The sequence below is a fragment of the Kitasatospora sp. NPDC097605 genome, assembly GCF_040302725.1.
Taxonomy (GTDB): Bacteria; Actinomycetota; Actinomycetes; order Streptomycetales; family Streptomycetaceae; genus Kitasatospora.
In genome coordinates, this window is record NZ_JBEOSF010000008.1 from 1 (window position 1) to 16,471 (window position 16,471).

The 16,471-nt window shown below is 75.1% G+C and carries 18 protein-coding genes; 11 read left to right on the forward strand and 7 right to left on the reverse strand.

Features of this window, described 5'->3' with window-relative positions; all coding sequences use genetic code 11:
- Positions 1–113: 113 nt before the first annotated feature.
- Entirely contained in the window at positions 114–1,604 is a 1,491-nt protein-coding gene (locus tag ABTX81_RS11500; RefSeq protein WP_350543281.1) for a cytochrome P450, read from the reverse strand.
- 146 nt (positions 1,605–1,750) lie between these two features.
- Entirely contained in the window at positions 1,751–2,818 is a 1,068-nt protein-coding gene (locus tag ABTX81_RS11505) for an RNA ligase (ATP) (protein ID WP_350543283.1), read from the reverse strand.
- Between the two features lie 289 nt (positions 2,819–3,107).
- Here ABTX81_RS11505 and modA point away from each other — a divergent pair, with 289 nt between their 5' ends.
- The 3 genes from modA to ABTX81_RS11520 all read left to right on the forward strand — a co-directional run bounded on the left by modA (position 3,108) and on the right by ABTX81_RS11520 (position 5,993).
- The gene (gene modA / locus ABTX81_RS11510; protein WP_350543285.1) at positions 3,108–3,941 is read left to right on the forward strand and encodes a molybdate ABC transporter substrate-binding protein; all 834 of its coding nucleotides are present in this window, start codon (positions 3,108–3,110) and stop codon (positions 3,939–3,941) included.
- Complete coding sequence (locus ABTX81_RS11515) at positions 3,938–4,819, forward strand: ABC transporter permease (protein ID WP_502892752.1); 882 nt, start codon at positions 3,938–3,940, stop codon at positions 4,817–4,819. Before modA ends, ABTX81_RS11515 begins: the two co-directional genes overlap by 4 nt.
- Positions 4,820–4,898: 79 nt before the next feature.
- A complete protein-coding gene (locus ABTX81_RS11520) occupies positions 4,899–5,993 on the forward strand; it encodes an ABC transporter ATP-binding protein (protein WP_350543287.1) in 1,095 nt (364 codons plus the stop codon).
- Positions 5,994–6,019: 26 nt separating this feature from the next.
- On the opposite strand, the gene ABTX81_RS11525 is transcribed toward ABTX81_RS11520, so the two are convergent.
- Both ABTX81_RS11525 and ABTX81_RS11530 read right to left on the reverse strand, forming a co-directional pair.
- The gene (locus ABTX81_RS11525) at positions 6,020–6,682 is read right to left on the reverse strand and encodes a response regulator transcription factor (protein ID WP_502892759.1); all 663 of its coding nucleotides are present in this window, start codon (positions 6,680–6,682) and stop codon (positions 6,020–6,022) included.
- On the reverse strand, positions 6,682–7,908 hold the full coding sequence (locus tag ABTX81_RS11530; protein WP_350543291.1) for a sensor histidine kinase: 1,227 nt from the start codon (positions 7,906–7,908) through the stop codon (positions 6,682–6,684). Before ABTX81_RS11530 ends, ABTX81_RS11525 begins: the two co-directional genes overlap by 1 nt.
- Before the next feature lie 143 nt (positions 7,909–8,051).
- Here ABTX81_RS11530 and ABTX81_RS11535 point away from each other — a divergent pair, with 143 nt between their 5' ends.
- The 5 genes from ABTX81_RS11535 to ABTX81_RS11555 all read left to right on the forward strand — a co-directional run bounded on the left by ABTX81_RS11535 (position 8,052) and on the right by ABTX81_RS11555 (position 11,446).
- Positions 8,052–8,960, forward strand: coding sequence for an ABC transporter ATP-binding protein (locus ABTX81_RS11535; protein ID WP_350543293.1), 909 nt, complete (start codon positions 8,052–8,054; stop codon positions 8,958–8,960).
- Positions 8,957–9,724, forward strand: a complete 768-nt coding sequence (locus ABTX81_RS11540; RefSeq protein ID WP_350543295.1) for a hypothetical protein — start codon at positions 8,957–8,959, stop codon at positions 9,722–9,724. Before ABTX81_RS11535 ends, ABTX81_RS11540 begins: the two co-directional genes overlap by 4 nt.
- A gap of 104 nt (positions 9,725–9,828) precedes the next feature.
- Positions 9,829–10,290, forward strand: coding sequence for an SRPBCC domain-containing protein (locus tag ABTX81_RS11545; RefSeq protein WP_350543297.1), 462 nt, complete (start codon positions 9,829–9,831; stop codon positions 10,288–10,290).
- Positions 10,291–10,381: 91 nt separating this feature from the next.
- Complete coding sequence (locus ABTX81_RS11550; protein ID WP_350543299.1) at positions 10,382–10,861, forward strand: Hint domain-containing protein; 480 nt, start codon at positions 10,382–10,384, stop codon at positions 10,859–10,861.
- 117 nt (positions 10,862–10,978) lie between these two features.
- Positions 10,979–11,446 (forward strand): LAGLIDADG family homing endonuclease, encoded by a 468-nt coding sequence (locus ABTX81_RS11555; protein WP_350543692.1) that lies wholly within the window; start codon positions 10,979–10,981, stop codon positions 11,444–11,446.
- A 93-nt stretch (positions 11,447–11,539) separates the two neighbouring features.
- Here ABTX81_RS11555 and ABTX81_RS11560 read toward each other — a convergent pair whose 3' ends face one another.
- Positions 11,540–12,253: an aminoacyl-tRNA hydrolase gene (locus ABTX81_RS11560; RefSeq protein ID WP_350543301.1), complete on the reverse strand. Its 714-nt coding sequence runs from the start codon at positions 12,251–12,253 to the stop codon at positions 11,540–11,542.
- 31 nt (positions 12,254–12,284) lie between these two features.
- Complete coding sequence (locus tag ABTX81_RS11565) at positions 12,285–13,217, reverse strand: hypothetical protein (RefSeq protein ID WP_350543303.1); 933 nt, start codon at positions 13,215–13,217, stop codon at positions 12,285–12,287.
- A gap of 147 nt (positions 13,218–13,364) precedes the next feature.
- On the opposite strand from ABTX81_RS11565, the gene ABTX81_RS11570 reads away from it, so the two are divergent.
- Together ABTX81_RS11570 and ABTX81_RS11575 are read left to right on the forward strand one after the other, a co-directional pair.
- The gene (locus ABTX81_RS11570; protein ID WP_350543305.1) at positions 13,365–13,739 is read left to right on the forward strand and encodes a YbjQ family protein; all 375 of its coding nucleotides are present in this window, start codon (positions 13,365–13,367) and stop codon (positions 13,737–13,739) included.
- Between the two features lie 117 nt (positions 13,740–13,856).
- Positions 13,857–15,011, forward strand: a complete 1,155-nt coding sequence (locus tag ABTX81_RS11575) for a flavin-containing monooxygenase (protein ID WP_350543307.1) — start codon at positions 13,857–13,859, stop codon at positions 15,009–15,011.
- 36 nt (positions 15,012–15,047) lie between these two features.
- Here ABTX81_RS11575 and ABTX81_RS11580 read toward each other — a convergent pair whose 3' ends face one another.
- A complete protein-coding gene (locus ABTX81_RS11580; protein WP_350543309.1) occupies positions 15,048–15,485 on the reverse strand; it encodes a winged helix-turn-helix transcriptional regulator in 438 nt (145 codons plus the stop codon).
- Between the two features lie 76 nt (positions 15,486–15,561).
- On the opposite strand from ABTX81_RS11580, the gene ABTX81_RS11585 reads away from it, so the two are divergent.
- Positions 15,562–16,464 carry an NAD(P)H-binding protein gene (locus ABTX81_RS11585; protein ID WP_350543311.1) on the forward strand — a complete coding sequence of 301 codons (903 nt, stop codon included), beginning with the start codon at positions 15,562–15,564 and terminating at the stop codon, positions 16,462–16,464.
- The last annotated feature ends 7 nt before the right edge of the window (positions 16,465–16,471 follow it).

Below are 16,471 nucleotides of genomic sequence, written 5' to 3' on the forward strand. Positions count from 1 at the left end.
GACGACGGTCACGCGCCTTCCGTCGGACTACTCGCCCGGGGACGGCGCGCGGCTGGGCTACCTCAAACACATCCCGGCCGATCCGGACCCCGTCCCCGCCCACGCCCACGCGCTCATTCGCGCGGCGTCAGCCGGACCCGCATCGGGCTCCGCACCTGGAGCGTGATGCCCTGGCCGAGCCGCACCCCGTGGTCGACCGCCTCCAGGTCGAAGTCCCGCAGCAGCGCGCCGAGCGCCAGCACCGACTCCAGCATCGAGAAGTGCTGCCCGATGCAGGCCCGCGGCCCGCCCCCGAACGGGTACCAGGCGTAGCGGTGGCGCCCCTTCTCGCGCTCGGGCAGGAACCGGTCCGGGTCGAAGCGGTCGGGCTCCTCCCAGTGGCCGGGGTGCCGGTGGGTCACCCAGGGCGCCAGGATCACCTGGGCGCCGGCCGGGATGACGTGCCCGTCGACCACCGACTCGGCCACCGAGCGGCGCCCCATCTGCGAGGCGGCCGGGTAGAGCCGCATGGCCTCCTTCAGCACCCGGGTCAGGTACGGCAGCGCCTCCAGGTCGGCGGCCACCGGCTCGCGCCCGGCCAGCACCGCGTCCGCCTCCGCCCGGGCCAGGCGGCGCTGCTCGGGGTGCTTGGCCAGCAGGAACAGCGCAAAGGCGAGCGAGGTCGCCGTGGTCTCGTGGCCGGCGAGCAGGAAGATCAGCACCTGGTCGCGCAGCTCGTCCTGGTCGAGCCGCTCGCCGTCCTCGCCGCGGGCCCGGGCCAGCAGCTCCAGCAGGTCGTCGGTACCTTCGGGACCACCCGGACCGCCAGGACCCCCCGGATTGCCGGCACCGCCCGGATCGCCGGGACCGCTGGGAACCACCCCGCCGGACCGCTCCGCCCGCCGGGCCCGCTCCGCGATGATCCGGTCGCACACCGCGTAGAGGTCACGGCGCGCCTCGGCGCCGCGCCGGTTGGACGGCGTCGGCCAGGCGCGGGGCACCCGGACCGGCGCGAAGCCGCGTTCGAGGACGAACTCGCCCATCACCGGGAAGCTGCGGTGCACCACCGCCACCGCCTCCTCCACGTCCGCCCCGAACAGGATCCGGGAGACCGTGCGCAGCGCGAAGCGCGACATCTCCTCGGCCACGTCGACCACCCCGCCCGGCGCCGCCCGCCACCGCTCGGCGAGCGCCCGGCACTCCAGCCCGACGGCCTGCGCGTAGCCGTCCACCCGGCGGCGGGTGAACAGCGGCTGGATCAGCCGGCGCTGGCGCTGGTAGTCGCCGTCCTGGCTGGTCAGCAGGCCGTTGCCGAGGCTGGTCCGCAGCTCGTCGTAGAAGCTGTTGTCCTTGCGGAAGTTGGCGGCCTGGCTGCCGAGCACCTGGTGGGCGCCCTCCGGGGAGAACACGGCGTAGAACTCGGCGCGCAGCCCGGGCGGGCCGGCCGTGAAGCGGACGACGTCGCCGTAGTCGCGGTGGGCGTCGAGGTAGGTCCGCAGCGGGCGCCGGGTGAGGTCGAACAATGAGCCCACCAGGGGGAGTCCGGGCGGACCGGGTATCCGCTTCACGGTGGCGGCGGCGCCGGCGGCCGCGGCGACGGTGACGGCAGCGACGGTCTGTGCCATGTCCCCTCCTCTGTCGTGCCCCTCGTACCGCTCCCAAAGTAACTGACTGGTAATCAGAGAAGAAGGAGCGTACGGGGCGGCCCGGCGGACGCCGCCGGGCGCGCGCCGAAACGTTCGCGCCCCCTCTCCTCGTACTCCGTGCCGCTCTACTCGTACTCCGTGCCGCCCTTGCGGGTGAGGTAGGCGTCGCTGACGGCCTTGGCGATGGCGCGTCCGCCCACCACCGGGCTGTACCGCTCGGTCACCGGCCGGACCACCACGCCCTCGCGCAGGTGCAGCCCGCGCCCGGAGACCGTCTCGCGCCCCCGGGCGAGCGCCAGCACGGTGTCCGCCGCGAACGGCCCGCGCCACAGCTCGGGCACCAGCGGCAGCTCGCCGTCCAGCAGTTCGGCGGCGGGCAGCCAGCGCAGCTGTCCGCCGACCACCGCCGAGACGTCGAACGCCGCGTAGCCGGGCGCCCCGCCGCCCGCGGACCCGCCGTAGGTGAGGTCCTGCACGCCCGCGCCGTAGACCTCGCCGAAGACGCCGACCCGCTCGGCGCCGAGCCGTTCGGCCAGCCGCGCCGCGACCTGCGCGACGCCGTGCGCCCGCACCGCCCGCCAGTACAGGTTGCGGTCGTCCTCGACGAGCGCGAGCCCCCGCGCGCCGATCCCCTTGGAGGAGACCCGCACCCCGCCGGTGGCGGCGTCGTAGGTGAGCAGGCAGCAACTGCCGTGCAGCTTCTCGGTCACCACGACGGGCTCGCCGGGCGCGAAGACGTCCGGGAACCGCTTGAGGTTCTCGATGTCCACCCAGGGCAGCAGGTCCGGGGCGGCGACCACGTCGCCGCTCATCGTGGTGGGCACCGGCGGCTGCCACTTGGTGACGCCCAGCAGGGCGGCGAAGTCCTCGCCGCGCCCGGCGGCCGCCGCCAGGTCGACGCCGGCCAGGGCGGCGGGCCGGCAGACGATGCCCTGCGAGAGCTCGCCGCGCAGCCGTACCGCCTTGACCCGGTCCGCCCCGCCGCCGGCGAGCCGTCCGGTCAGGCCCAGCTCGGCGATCAGCGGGGCCGGCAGCACGGCCTGCTCCGGGATGTACACGGCCCAGTCGCCGGTGCGGTAGGCCCCCTTGGCGACCACCGCGCGGTAGAGGCCGACCTGGGCGAGTTCCAGGGCGTCGGCGTTCGGGTGCTCCAGGACGGTCAACCGCTCGGCGGTGACCCGCAGCGTGGACATGGGCGTACTCCTCCCCCGGCTCGGCCGGTCGGCCGGTGCGCGCACGGATTGGTGGACTGGCGTGGGCCACTCTCCCGTCCCGGCGCGGCCGTGCGCGAAGGGTTTTCCGGGGGCGGCGCGGTGTCCGCGCACTGTCCGGCGCTGGAGGGCGGTGCACCCCACCCCTTGCCTCTGCGATGGAAGATGCGATGATCGGCCCGCATCTGCGGCACTATGATCGGCATAAAGGCCGCAGTTGCGGTCATGGTCCCGCGCCCTTCCCGGCGCGCCCAGGAGGGGAAGCGAAGCAATGACCGTCCGCAGACTCACCGCCGCCGGCGCCGCGGCCCTCGTCCTCGCCCTCGGCGCCACCGCCTGCGGCAGCGACGGCGGCTCCGGCACCGGCTCCGGCACCACGAACAGCGGGGCCACCGCCCCGGCGACGGCCTCCGCCGGCGTCCCGAAGGCATCCGGTTCGATCACCGTGTTCGCCGCCGCCTCGCTCAAGGAGACCTTCACCGACCTCGGCAAGAAGTTCGAGGCCGCCAACCCCGGCGCCAAGGTCACCTTCAACTTCGGCGGCAGCTCCGCCCTCGCCACCAGCATCAACTCCGGCGCCCCCGCCGACGTCTTCGCCGCCGCCAGCCCGGCCACCATGAAGACGGTCACCGACGCGGGCGGCGCCGCGGGCGAGCCGAAGACCTTCGTGCGCAACACGCTCGCCATCGCCGTCCCCAAGGGCAACCCCAAGCACCTCACCGGCCTCGCCGACCTGGCCGCCCCCGGCGTGAAGGTCGCGCTCTGCGCCAAGGAGGTGCCCTGCGGCGCCGCCGCGCTGACCGCCCTCAAGGCCGCGAACGTCCAGCTCACCCCGGTCACCCTGGAACAGGACGTCAAGGGCGCGCTGACCAAGGTCGAACTGGGCGAGGTCGACGCCTCCCTGGTGTACCGCACCGATGTGCGGGCCGATGCTGGGAAGATCGACGGCGTGGACTTCCCCGAGGCCGCCAAGGCCGTGAACGACTACCCGATCGCCGCGCTGGCCAAGGCGCCGAACAAGGACGGCGCCGCCGCCTTCGTCGCCTACATCCAGTCGCCCGAGGCGCAGCAGGTGCTGACCGCGGCGGGCTTCCAGGCCCCGTGATCCGCCGCACCGGCCAGCCCGGCGGCGGCCCGCCGCGCAGCGCCGGCCACCCGCCGAGGAGCGCCGACGACCCGCCGCGCCGGCGCGGCCGGCGCCGCGCGCACCGGCTGCCGGTCACCCTGCTGCTCCCGGCGCTGCTCGGCCTGGCCTTCCTCGTCCTCCCGTTGGTCGGGCTGCTGGTCCGGGCGCCGTGGAGCACCTTGTCGGATCAGCTCACCAGCCCGCAGGTGTGGGAGGCGCTGCGCCTGTCGCTGGTCTGCGCGACGGCGGCCACGGCCGTGTCGATGGTGCTGGGGGTGCCGCTGGCCTGGCTGCTGGCCCGCACCGAGCTGCCGGGCCGGCGGCTGATCCGGGCCCTGGTGACGCTGCCGCTGGTGCTGCCGCCGGTGGTCGGCGGCGTGGCGCTGCTGCTGGTGCTCGGGCGGCGCGGCATCGTTGGCTCCTGGCTGGACTCCGCCTTCGGCCTGACCCTGCCGTTCACCACCACCGGTGTGGTGATCGCCGAGGCGTTCGTCGCGATGCCGTTCCTGGTGATCAGCGTCGAGGGCGCGCTGCGCGCCGCCGATCCGCGCTACGAGGAGGCCGCCGCGACACTGGGCGCCTCCCGGCTGACCACCTTCCGGCGGGTCACCCTGCCGCTGATCGCCCCGGGGATCGGCGCCGGCGCGGTGCTGGCCTGGGCGCGGGCGCTCGGCGAGTTCGGCGCGACGATCACCTTCGCGGGCAACTTCCCCGGCCGCACCCAGACCATGCCGCTGGCCGTGTACCTGGCGATGGAGTCGGACCCGGAGGCGGCGATCGCGCTGTCGCTGGTGCTGCTGGTGGTGTCGATCGCGGTGCTGGCCGGGCTGCGCGAGCGCTGGATGTCCGCGCCGTGACGCCCCGCTCCGGTGCCGGTGCGCGCCTCCCCCGCCGTCCGTCGGCCCGTCCGGGCCCCGTCCCCGGAGGTGCTCGCCGATGACCGCCCCGACCGCCCCACCCGCCGCCGGATCCACCGCCGGCGGACTGGACGCCCGGCTGCGGGTCGAGCGCGCCGCCTTCACCCTGGACCTGGCGCTGACCGCCGCCCCCGGCGAGGTGGTCGCGCTGCTCGGCCCGAACGGCGCCGGCAAGTCCACCGCCCTGCGCGCGCTGGCGGGGCTGCTCCCGCTGGGCGCCGGCCATCTGCGGCTGGACGGCCGCGTCCTGGAGGACCCGGCCCGGCGGCTGCACACCCCCGCCGAGGAGCGCCCGGTCGGCGTGGTCTTCCAGGACTACCTGCTCTTCCCCCACCTGAGCGCGCTGGACAACGTGGCGTTCGGCCCGCGCTGCCGGGGCCGCTCCCGGCGCGAGGCGCGCGCCGAGGCGGCCGGCTGGCTGGAGCGGATGGGCCTGGCCGAGCACGCGGGCGCCCGGCCCGGTCTGCTCTCCGGGGGCCAGGCGCAGCGGGTGGCGCTGGCCCGGGCGCTGGCGGTACGGCCGCGGCTGCTGCTCCTGGACGAGCCGCTGGCCGCGCTGGACGCCCGCACCAGGCTCGACGTTCGGGCCCAACTGCGCCGCCACCTCGCCGAGTTCGAGGCGGTCGCGGTGCTGGTGACGCACGACCCGCTGGACGCGATGGTGCTGGCCGACCGGCTGGTGGTGATCGAGGACGGGCGCGAGGTGCAGTCGGGCGTCCCGGCGGAGATCGCGCGCCGGCCGCGCACCGACTACATCGCCCGGCTGGTCGGGCTCAACCTCTACCGGGGCACGGCGGACGGGCACCGGGTGACCCTGCCGCGGGGCGCCGTGCTGACGACGGACGAGGAGCTGTCCGGGCCGGCGTTCGTCGCCTTCCCGCCGTCCGCCGTGACCCTGCACCGGGCGCGGCCGGAGGGCAGCGCGCGCAATGTCTGGGAGCTGACGGTGGCCGGGCTGGACCTGCACGGCGACCAGGTGCGGGCCGACCTGGCGGGCGACGTCCCGATGGCGGCCGATCTGACGCCGGCGGCGGCCGCGGAGCTCGGGCTGGCGCCCGGGGCGGCGGTCTGGGCCGCCGTCAAGGCCGCGCAGACGCACGCCTACCCGGCCTGAGGCCGACCGCCGCCCGCGCGGGGGCGCTACTCGCCCGGCTCGACGAACCCCGACTCGTACGCGAGGATGACCGCCTGGGTGCGGTCGCGCGCGCCGAGCTTCGCCAGCACGCTGCTGACGTGCGTCTTCACGGTCTGCACCCCGAGGAAGAGCTGCTCGGCGATCTCGCCGTTGGTCAGCCCGCGCGCCACGTGCCGCAGCACCTCCGCCTCGCGCTCCGTCAGGGCGGCCCGCGCCATCGTCGCGCGCGCCGCCGCGTTGCCCTGGCCGGCCGCGAGCCGGCGGATCCGGGCGGGGAAGAGCAGCGATTCGCCGGCCGCCACCAGCCGTACCGCTCGGGCGATCTCGGCGGGCCGGGTGCGCTTGAGCAGGAAGCCGTCGGCGCCGGCGCGCAGCGCCTGGTAGACGTAGTCGTCGACCTCGAAAGTGGTGACGACGAGGATCTTCGGCGCGTGGCCGCCGGGCGCGGCGCCGTCGCGGACCAGTTCGCGGGTGGCCGCGAGGCCGTCCATCCCGGGCATCCGGACGTCCATCAGCACCACGTGCGGGCGCAGTTCGCGGGCCAGCGCGACCGCCTGCGCGCCGTCGCCGGCCTCCCCGACCACCCGCAGATCGCCCCCCGACTCCAGCACCGCGCGCAGGCCGGCCCGGACGAGTTCCTCGTCGTCGGCCAGCAGAATGTCGATCATCACGCGCCCAAGCGTAGGGGGACCCGGACGGCCAGCACCCACTTGCCGGCCTCGGCGCCCGCGGTGGCCTCGCCGCCGAGCAGCACGGCCCGCTCGCGGATGCCGCGAAGTCCCTTGCCGCCACGGCGCGGTGCGCCAGGATGCGGGGACAGGGGGTTGGCGCAGCGCAGCTCCAGCCGGCCGTCGCGGACGACGACGCGGACGCTGATCGGCTCGCCGGGCGCGTACTTGAGGGCGTTGGTGACGCCTTCCTGGACGATCCGGTAGCCCTCGCGGGAGAGCACGCCGGGCAGGCCCTCGGACGGGACGTCGATCCGGGCCTCGACGGGGCTGCCGGCCGCGCGCGCGGTCTCGAAGAGGGCGGGGAGGCGGTCGATGCCCGGGCGTTCGCGGGCGTCCTCGCCGCCGCCCGGCTCGTTCGGATCACCTGGCCCGCCCGGTTCGCGGAGCAGTGCGAGGGTGCGTTCGAGATCGTCCATCGCGCGCCGGCCGGTCTCCTCGATGACTTCGAGCGCCCTGGCCGAGAACGCCGGGTCGCCGACCTCGCGCGCCGCGCCCGCCTGAAGGACCGTCACCGTCAGCGCGTGGCCGATCGAGTCGTGCAGCTCGCGCGCCAACAGGTTGCGCTCCAGCAGCCGTTCGGCGCGCAGCTCGGCCGCGGCCAGCCGATCCGCCGGTGACGGGCCCAACAGACGGATCGCCATGGCGAGTTGGAGGCGTCCCGCCCACACCACCAGCCAGCCGAGCCCGAACAGCAGCAGCGGCGACAGCAGCAGCCCCCACCGCGGGACGTCCCCGCCGGGCACCCGCACGCCGAACACCACCGGTTCCGGGCGCACGGCCAGGTCGAAGGCGGCGGCGGGCCCGAGGACCGAGGCGACGCCGACGACCCCGCCGAGGGCGAACCGCCCGATCAGCCAGGCCGCCGTGCGCCGCCGGTCGGCCCAGCCGCGGGCCGGTTCGACGGCGATGTCCTGCTCGCGCTCGGGGACCAGCAGCAGGCGCGCCTGCACACCCTCCGCGCGGCGCATCGCGGGTACCAGCGCGGAGAGCCCCAGCAGCGCGACGTCCACGGGCAGTGCCCGCACCAGCACCTCGCCGGGGCCGCGCCCCTCGATGCCCGGATAGATCATCAGCACCACGCCGGCGAAGATCCAGCCGATCAGCAGGTGCAGCCAGCGCGCGTAGGTGACGGCGCTCAGCAGGGGCGCGAGTATGCGGGGCATCGCGCCATCCTGCCAGGTCAGCGCCGTGCGCGGCCTCCCTCCCGGGAGGGAGGGCGGCCCCCTCCCCGGCGGGATCCGCCGGAGTGCCCGGATCGGGTCCCATGGACGACGTCGGCGCGGAACGGGAGAGAGGGAGGACGGCCGTGATCAAGGTGGAGGGCCTCACCAAAGAGTACGGCGGGACGCGGGTGGTGGACGGACTCGACTTCGAGGTCCGCCCCGGGGTGGTGACCGGCTTCCTCGGGCCCAACGGCGCGGGCAAGAGCACCACGATGCGGCTGATCCTCGGCCTCGACCGCCCGACCGCCGGCCGGGCCCTGGTCGACGGCCGCCCGTACGCCGAACTGGACGTCCCGCTGCGGCGGGTGGGCGCGCTGCTCGACGCGCACGCCCTGCACGGCGGCCGCACGGCGCGCGGACACCTGCGCTGGCTGGCCGCGAGCAACGGCCTGCCGGAGCGCCGGGTCGGCGAGGTGCTGGACCAGGTCGGCCTGGCCGACGCGGCCGGCCGGCGGATCCGCGGTTTCTCGCTCGGCATGCGCCAACGCCTGGGTGTGGCCGCCGCGTTGCTCGGCGACCCGCCGGTGCTGATGCTCGACGAGCCGGTGAACGGCCTCGACCCGGAGGGCATCCGCTGGATCCGCGCCCTGCTGCGCGCCCTGGCCGCCGAGGGCCGGGCGGTGCTGGTCTCCTCGCACCTGATGACGGAGATGGCGCTGACCGCCGACCACCTGGTGGTGATCGGCCGGGGCCGGCTGCTGGCCGACGCGGCGACCTCGGACGTCATCGAGCGCCACGGCCGGACCAGGATCCGGGTGCGGGCCGTCGACCCGGACGGGTTGGCGTCGCTGATGGACCGTTCGGGCCTGGACGCGCGGCGCGTGGGCGACGGCGCCTGGGAGGTCGCCGGCGCGGCGCCCGAGGAGCTCGCCGCCCTGGCGGCCGCCGAGGGGGTGGTGCTGTACGAGATCGCCGTCCAACAGGACTCCCTGGAGGAGGCGTTCCTGCGGATGACCGCCGACAGCGTCGAGTACCGGGCGGTGGCCGCGTGAGCACCGCGACCGCCCCCGCCACCGCCGTGCCGCTCCGGGCCGCTCTGCGCGCCGAGCGGATCAAGCTCACCACGCTGCGCTCGCTCTGGGTCACCCCGCTCGTCGCCCTGCTGCTCACCGTCGGCTTCGGCACCGCCGTCGCCGCCGTGGTCGGCACCAAGGACGACAGCTTCGCCGCCGACCCGGGCCTCGGCATCCACTACGGCCTCAACTTCGGCCAGGCGGCGCTGGTCTGCTTCGCCGTCCTGCTGCTCGGGCAGGAGTTCGGCACCCGCATGATCGACGTCTCGCTGACCGCCGTCCCGCACCGCGGCCGCCTCTACGGCGCCAAGCTCGCCCTCGGCGCGGCCGTCGCGCTCGGCGTCGGGCTGCTCGGGACGGCCGGTTCGCTCGCCGGCTACGCCGCGTTCGTGCCGGACGGCTGGGACGGTCCCGCCCTGGCGCGCAGCGTCGTCGCGGGGGCCCTGTACCCGGTGCTGCTGGTGGTGTTCTGCCTCGGCCTGACCGCCGTGCTGCGCAACCTCAGCGCGGCGATGGGCCTGCTGCTGCCGGGCGTCTTCCTGCTCTCCCCGCTGCTGTCGGGCATCCCGGGCGTGCGCGGCGTCGTGCAGTTCCTCCCGGACCGGGCGGGCCAGTACGCGCTGCGGTACGCCGACGACCCGCAGATGGCGTACGGACACTGGACCGGCCTGCTGGTCATGGCCCTGTGGGCGGCCGCGGCCGCGTACGGCGGCCTGCGCGGCCTGCGCCGTCACTCGGCCTGACGCCGCCCCAGCCATGGCGCGCACCCCGCCATGTGCAACTCGCGAGTTGCACATGGCGGCCGGAACGTGCGACCCTCGGGCAACGGATCGAGGAGGTTCACGACATGGTCGCCGACAGCATCGAGCGTGAGATCACCATCGCGGCACCCCGCGCACGGGTCTGGGAGGTGCTCACCCAGCCGGAGTTCCTGGGCAGTTGGTTCGGCACCGGCGCCCCCGCGCTGATCGACCCGCGCCCCGGCGGCCGCATCCTCCTGGACCACGGCGCGCACGGGCCGCTGCTTGCGCTGATCGAGCGGCTGGACCCGCCCGCCGTCTTCGCCTTCCGCTGGTCCCAGGGCCCCGCCGGCGAGGACCCGGCCGACGGCACCTCCACCCTGGTCACCTTCACCCTCAGCACCGAACCCGGCGACCACACCCGGCTGCGCATGGTGGAAAACGGCTTCGCCTCCCTCGCCTTTCCCCGGGAGGCGGTGCGCACCCGCTTCGACCGGAACGGCACCGGCTGGACCCGCAAGCTCACCGAACTCGCCTGCCACACCGAGCGCCTCACGCTCCGCCGGTGACGGCTGGCGAATGCCGGCCGAAGGACGACGGATTCGGACTCTGTTATCTTTCGGCAGTCAATCGTCGGCGGCCGGAAAAGAGGAGCGGGTCTTGGCCATAAACGGGAGAGTCGCCACCGTCCAGGGCTGGGAGAACGCGGAAGACCTCAAACCGGGAGACCGGCTTCTGGACGAATCGGGAAGGGCCGTGCCGGTCCTCTCGGTCGAGACCCGAATGGCCGACTCGACCTGCTACGCATTGACGTTCCGCGACGGAACCAGCATCACGGCCGACGGGGACCACCGCTGGCCGGTCCGCGAGTACAACGGGAAGTACCGCGATGTCGTGGCCTCCTCCGAGCAGCTGGCGCAGGCGGGGGTCACCCACTTCCGGCCCCTCACCACGGGGAGGACGAAGGCGGCCAAGGGTGACGTGGCCCGCTGGCGGACCGGGGCGACGCCGGCGCTCGACCTTCCCGCGACCGCCCTGCCGCTTCCCCCCTACCTCCTCGGATACTGGCTCGGCGACGGCGATTCCGACGGCCCTCGCATCACCATCGCGGATGACGACATTCCGTCCCTGGATGAATAGTGCGAGTCACTGGGCGCGCGCATAGTCTCGCGCCAACTGACGCACGGGCGGACGTTCCGGCTTCGATTCGACCTCGGCCGGCGGGCGAGCGGCGTCGAGGCCCTTCGGGAGTTGGGCGTGCTTCAGAACAAGCACATTCCCCGCACGGTGTTCCGGTCCTCGGAGGAGCAGCGCCGCGGAGTCCTCCAGGGGATTGTCGACAGCGACGGCTACATCGAATCCGGCACCAATCGCGTGGAGGTCTGCTTCACCTCGGAACGACTCGCACGGGACACCACGGAACTGATCCGCACGCTCGGCCTCTACCCCCGCCTCAGCGTCGGCGACGCGACCCTGAAGGGCCGGGTCGTCGGCTCGCGCTACCGGATCGTCTTCACGGCCTACCGGACCGACCGCGTCTCCCGACTGCCCCGAAAAGCGGACCGCCTCGGCCCCCAGGGCAAGGCGGTCCCCTATTCACGCGTGCGGACCATCACCGCCATCACCCCGGTGCCACCCGTGCCGGTGACCCATGTCCGCGTGTCCGATTCCGGCGGCACCTACCTCGCCGGGGACGGCCTGGTGCCCGTGCTGGACGACTGCTGACGGCTGACGGCTGACAGATTTCAAAATCTGTTATCTGTTATCTGTCATCTGAAAGTTGTCAGTCGTCATCTGTCAGCCGTCAGGTGTCGGTCGTCAGCCACGCAGCGCCGGGTGGTCCGCGACCACGGTGCAGCTGCCCGGGGCGATCTCCGTGAAGCCCGCGTCCTGGACCAGCGGCAGGCCGCTCGCCACCAGGTCCGCCCACGCCTCCGGCGTCGCGGTGCGGACGGCGAGCGCGAACCCGCTCGCCGCCCACTCCTTGCGGTGCGCCTCGTCCAGCCGCCACCAGGCGAGCTGGGCCGCGTGGCCGGTCTGCGCCATGGTCTTGCCGGCGCTCATCTCCAGCTCCGGGTTCAGCCAGAGCACCGGCACACCCGGCGCCGGGGCGTCGACGGGCGCGCCCTCCTCGAGGTCGGTGCCCGACACCTGCAGCTTGGCGAGCTCCTTCGGCCAGCCGTCCAGCGGGACCGGCGGGAAGACCCGCACCTCCGCCTCCCGGCCGCTCACCGTGATCCCGGGCAGCTCCCCGGCCCGGCGCCACTCGCCGCCGCGCGCCCGCCGGACGACCTTGCGGATCCGCGCGTCCTCCCAGGCCGCGACCCGCTCCGCCCACTCCCCCTCCGGCTCGGTGACCCGAGGGTCGGAGAGCATGGTCAGCACCGCGCGCGCCGAGGTCTCCAGCGCGTCGGTCCGCCCGGGCGGAGTCGCGCGCTCCAGCCGGACCACCAGCGGCAGCACGTACTGCGGCCGGGCGTCGCGGTCCTCGGGCGTCGGGTCGGGAACGGGGGCGTCGAACGGAGAAGTCACCCGACCAGCATGCCAGCCCCCGCCCCGCAGCTCAGCGCCGGTAGCCGCGCTGCGGGTCCCGCTCCTCCGCGTCGTCGTAGGTCAGGAACCAGCCCTCCGGGTGGGTGGCCGTCAGCAGCAGCTCGGCGCGCTGCTCCGCGGTCAGCTCCGGATCGCCGTCGTCCGGCCCGTAGACGCCGAACAGCTCGTCGTGGCAGCCGTCCCAGTCGTAGTCGTACAGGTCCGCCGGCAGGTCGCCCATCATGTCGGCGACCGACTCGGGCTGCGCGCCGAGCAGCGCCCGGGCGTCGACCAGCGCCATCCGCAGCGCGATCTCCTCCGCCAGGCAGCGCGGCAGCGGCCACTCGCCGAGCGCGAGGTCGTCGGCGAGGTCGTCGAAGGTGCGGGCCATGGCGCGGCGCCAGCTCCGGTGGAGGCGCCAGGTGCGCTGTGGCAGCCGCCCGAACACCGTCCAGTCGGCCTCCTCGCCGTCGGAGACCGGCTCGTCCTCGTGCTCGTCGAGGTCGTCGTACGCGGCGTCGGCCAGCCCGAGCAGCTGGGCGTGCAGCAGACAGGCGGTGCGCGGGGTGAGCGTCCAGTCGCCGGCCGCGCCGCCGCCCTCCTCCTCGTCGCCGTCCAGCGGGAACAGCTCGGCGAAGTCGGGCGCGAAGTCCTCGGTGACGCTGATCTCCAGCGTTCCGCCGATCGCCTCGACCCCCGGGATCGCCGCCACCAGCCGGTCCGGGTGGAGCAGCGCGCCGAGCGCCGCGTTGGCGTCCTCGGCCACCTCGCGCAGCAGCTCGCGGCGCTGCCCGGCCGGATCGATGCCCTCGAAGTCCAGTTCCTCCACGGCCGCGATGGCCGCGGCGCGCAACGCCGGCCAGTTCGTGATCCGCAGGCCCAGGACCACCGTCGCCTCGATCTCCTGCGCGCCGGAGTCCTCCGCCGCGCCCGGCCCCTGTGGATGATCGCTTCGCTCGCCCATGGGCCTACGGTACGGCTTTTCGGCCCGCCGATCACCGGTCTGTTCCGGCTACCCTACGCGTTCTCGCCGTTACCGCCCCACGCGTTCCCGCGCACGCCCCGCGCGCCTCTGTTCGACGACGTCCGATCCGCCCGGCAGGATAAGGCCATGGCAAACATCGACGAGTACGGCGGCGGCCAGCGCCCCGACGCCCAGGTCCTGGTAGTGACCACCAACGACATCCCCGGGTACCGGGTCGACCATGTGATCGGCGAGGTCTTCGGCCTGACCGTGCGCAGCCGGCACATCGGCAGCCAGATCGGCGCCTCGCTGAAGTCGCTGGTCGGCGGTGAGCTGCGCGGTCTGACGAAGACCCTGGTGGAGAGCCGCAACGAGGCGATGGAGCGGCTGGTCGAGCAGACCAAGGCGCGCGGCGGGAACGCGGTGCTGATGTTCCGCTTCGACGTCGCGGCGGCGGCGGACGTCGGCACCGAGGTCTGCGCCTACGGCACGGCCGTGGTGATCTCCCCGGCCACGACCTGACGCCGACGCCGACGGTCCGGGCGGCGGGCGCCGTACTTCGCGGCGGGCGGCGGGCGGCGGGCGGTCCGGGACGAGGGGTCCCGGGAACACCGACCGCCCGCCGGATGTTTCACGGGCGTGACTGTTTACGGTGCAACCACTTCCGGTGCGAACCCGTCCTCGGACGAGGGCCGCCGGGTCGACGTCCTGGTGATCGGCGCGGGCCAGGCGGGCCTGTCCGCCGCCTACCACCTGCGGCGCCGCGGCTTCGCGCCGCACCGCGCGGACACCGACGGCGGCTTCGTCGTCCTCGACGCCGACCCCGCCCCCGGCGGCGCCTGGGCGCACCGCTCGCCGTCCCTGCGGATGGCCACCGTGCACGGCTTCCACGACCTGCCCGACTTCGAACTCCCCGAACCCGACCCGAACGCCCCCGCGCGCGAGGTCGTCCCGGGGTACTTCGCGGCGTACGAGGCGCGGCACGCGCTCCCCGTCGTACGCCCCGTCAAGGTGCTGGCGGTGCGCTCCGCGTCGGCCCGCCCGGACGCCCGGCTGCTGGTCGAGACCGACTCCGGCACCTGGTCCACCCGGGCGCTGATCAACGCCACCGGCACCTGGACCCGCCCCTTCCTCCCCCACTACCCCGGCCGCTTCGGCGGGCGCCAGCTGCACTACGCCGCCTACCGGGGCCCGGAGGAGTTCACCGGCCGGCGGGTGCTGGTGGTCGGCGGCGGCGCCTCGGCGATCCAGGTGCTGTCGGAGGTCGCGGCGGTCGGCGAGACGGTCTGGGTCACCCGCACCCCGCCCGTCTACCACGACGGGCCGTTCAGCCCCGAGTACGGGCGCGCGGTGGTCGCCAAGGTCGAGGAGCGGGTCCGGCAGGGGTTGCCGGTGCGCAGCGTGGTGAGCGTGACCGGGCTCGGCCCGTCGGTCGCCTACCGCCGGGCCGAGGAACTGGGCGCGCTGCACCGCCGCCCGATGTTCGACCGCCTCACCGAACGCGGGGTCGCCTGGGGCGAGGAGGAGCTCGCCGTCGACGCGATCGTCTGGGCGACCGGGTTCCGCCCCGAGGTCGGCCACCTCGCCCCGCTCGGCCTGCGCTCCCCCGGCGGCGGGATCGCCCTCACCGGCACCCGCGCCACCGCCGACCCGCGCGTCCACCTGGTCGGCTTCGGGCCGTCCGCCAGCACCGTCGGCGCCAACCGGGCCGGCCGCGCGGCGGTCAACGGGATCGTGACGCTCCTCGGCGCGCCGTCCCCCGCCGAGGCCGCGGCGCCGGCCGCCACCGGCTGACGGATCGGCGGTACCGGCCGGCCCTCACCGCGCCGGTCAGCCGTCGTGGTGCGTGTCGGCCCAGGCACCCAGCTCCGCCACCGCCGTGTGCAGCGACTCCCCGAGGCCGGTCAGCGCGTACTCGACCCGGTACGGGGGCCCGGGAAGGGCGGTGCGCCTCACGTACCCCTCGGCTTCCAGCGTGCGCAGCGCGCGGGTCAGCACCCGGCGGCTCAGGTCGGCGACGGCACGGTCCAGCTCGTTGTAGCCGCGCGGACGTTCGGCGAGCAGGCAGATCAGCACCACGCTCCAGCGGTCCCCGATCCGGTGCAGGACCGCCGTCGCCGGGCACCGCGCGCGGTCCTGCGCGGTGACCGGTGCCGCGGCGCCCGCCCGAGCGCCGTCCGTGCCGGTGGAGTCCGTGCCGGTGGAACGGATGCCGGCGGAACGCGTGCCCGTGGAGTCCGTGCCGGTGGAGTCCGCGCCAGTGGACATGGATGTTCCCTCTTTCGACGACCCGCCGGCCACACCCATGATCGCCGCAAGACGCCGACACAGTCGAGGAGTTCACATGCTCGCAGTCACCGGGACGGCCGGACGGTTCGGCCGGCTGGCACTCACCGCGGTACTCGGCCTGGCCGCCCACCGGACCGAGGTGGTCGCCCTCACCCGCGATCCGGCCCGGGCCGACGCGGATCCGGACCGCCCCGACGTGCCCACCCGGCGGGCCGACTTCGCCCGCCCCGACACCCTCGCGGCCTCGCTGGCCGGGGTCCGGCGGCTGCTGCTGGTCAGCACCGAGCGCTCGCCCCAGCGGCTCCACCTGCACGCGGCGGCCGTCGAAGCGGCCGTCACCGCCGGGGTGGAGCACGTCGTCTACACCTCGGTGGTCCGCGCCGCCGACCCGGACAACCCCGTCCCCGAGGCCGCCGACCACCGCCGGACCGAGCTGCTGCTCGCCGGGTCCGGCCTGCCGCACACCGTCCTGCGGTTCAACGTCTGGCCGCAGATGCTGCTGCTCACCGGACTGGCCCGGCTCGCGGTCGCCCACGGCGAGCTGCCCAGCGGCGCCGCCGACGGCCGGGTCGGCTACATCACCCGGGAGGACACCGCCCGGGCCGCCGCCCGCGTCCTCACCGGGGCGGCCGGCGGCGGGGCCGGCGCCCGCACGGTCCTCGACGTGACCGGCCCGGGCCTGACCGACGCCGACGTCGCCGCCGCACTCACCGAGGCCACCGGACGGCCGGTGCGGCACCGCCCGGTGGCCGACGCGGACGTTCCCGGCGCGCTGACGGCCCTCGGCGTGCCCGCGCCGCTGGCGGCGGGCTGGGGCGAGAACGACCCGTTCCGGCGCCGGGGCTGGTTCGACGTCCCCGACGACGGCACCACGCGGCGGCTGCTCGGACGCGAACCCGTGACGCTCACCGGGTTCTTCGCCGCCCACCGCGCCGAACTGCTGGCGGGGACGCCGTGACGCGCCC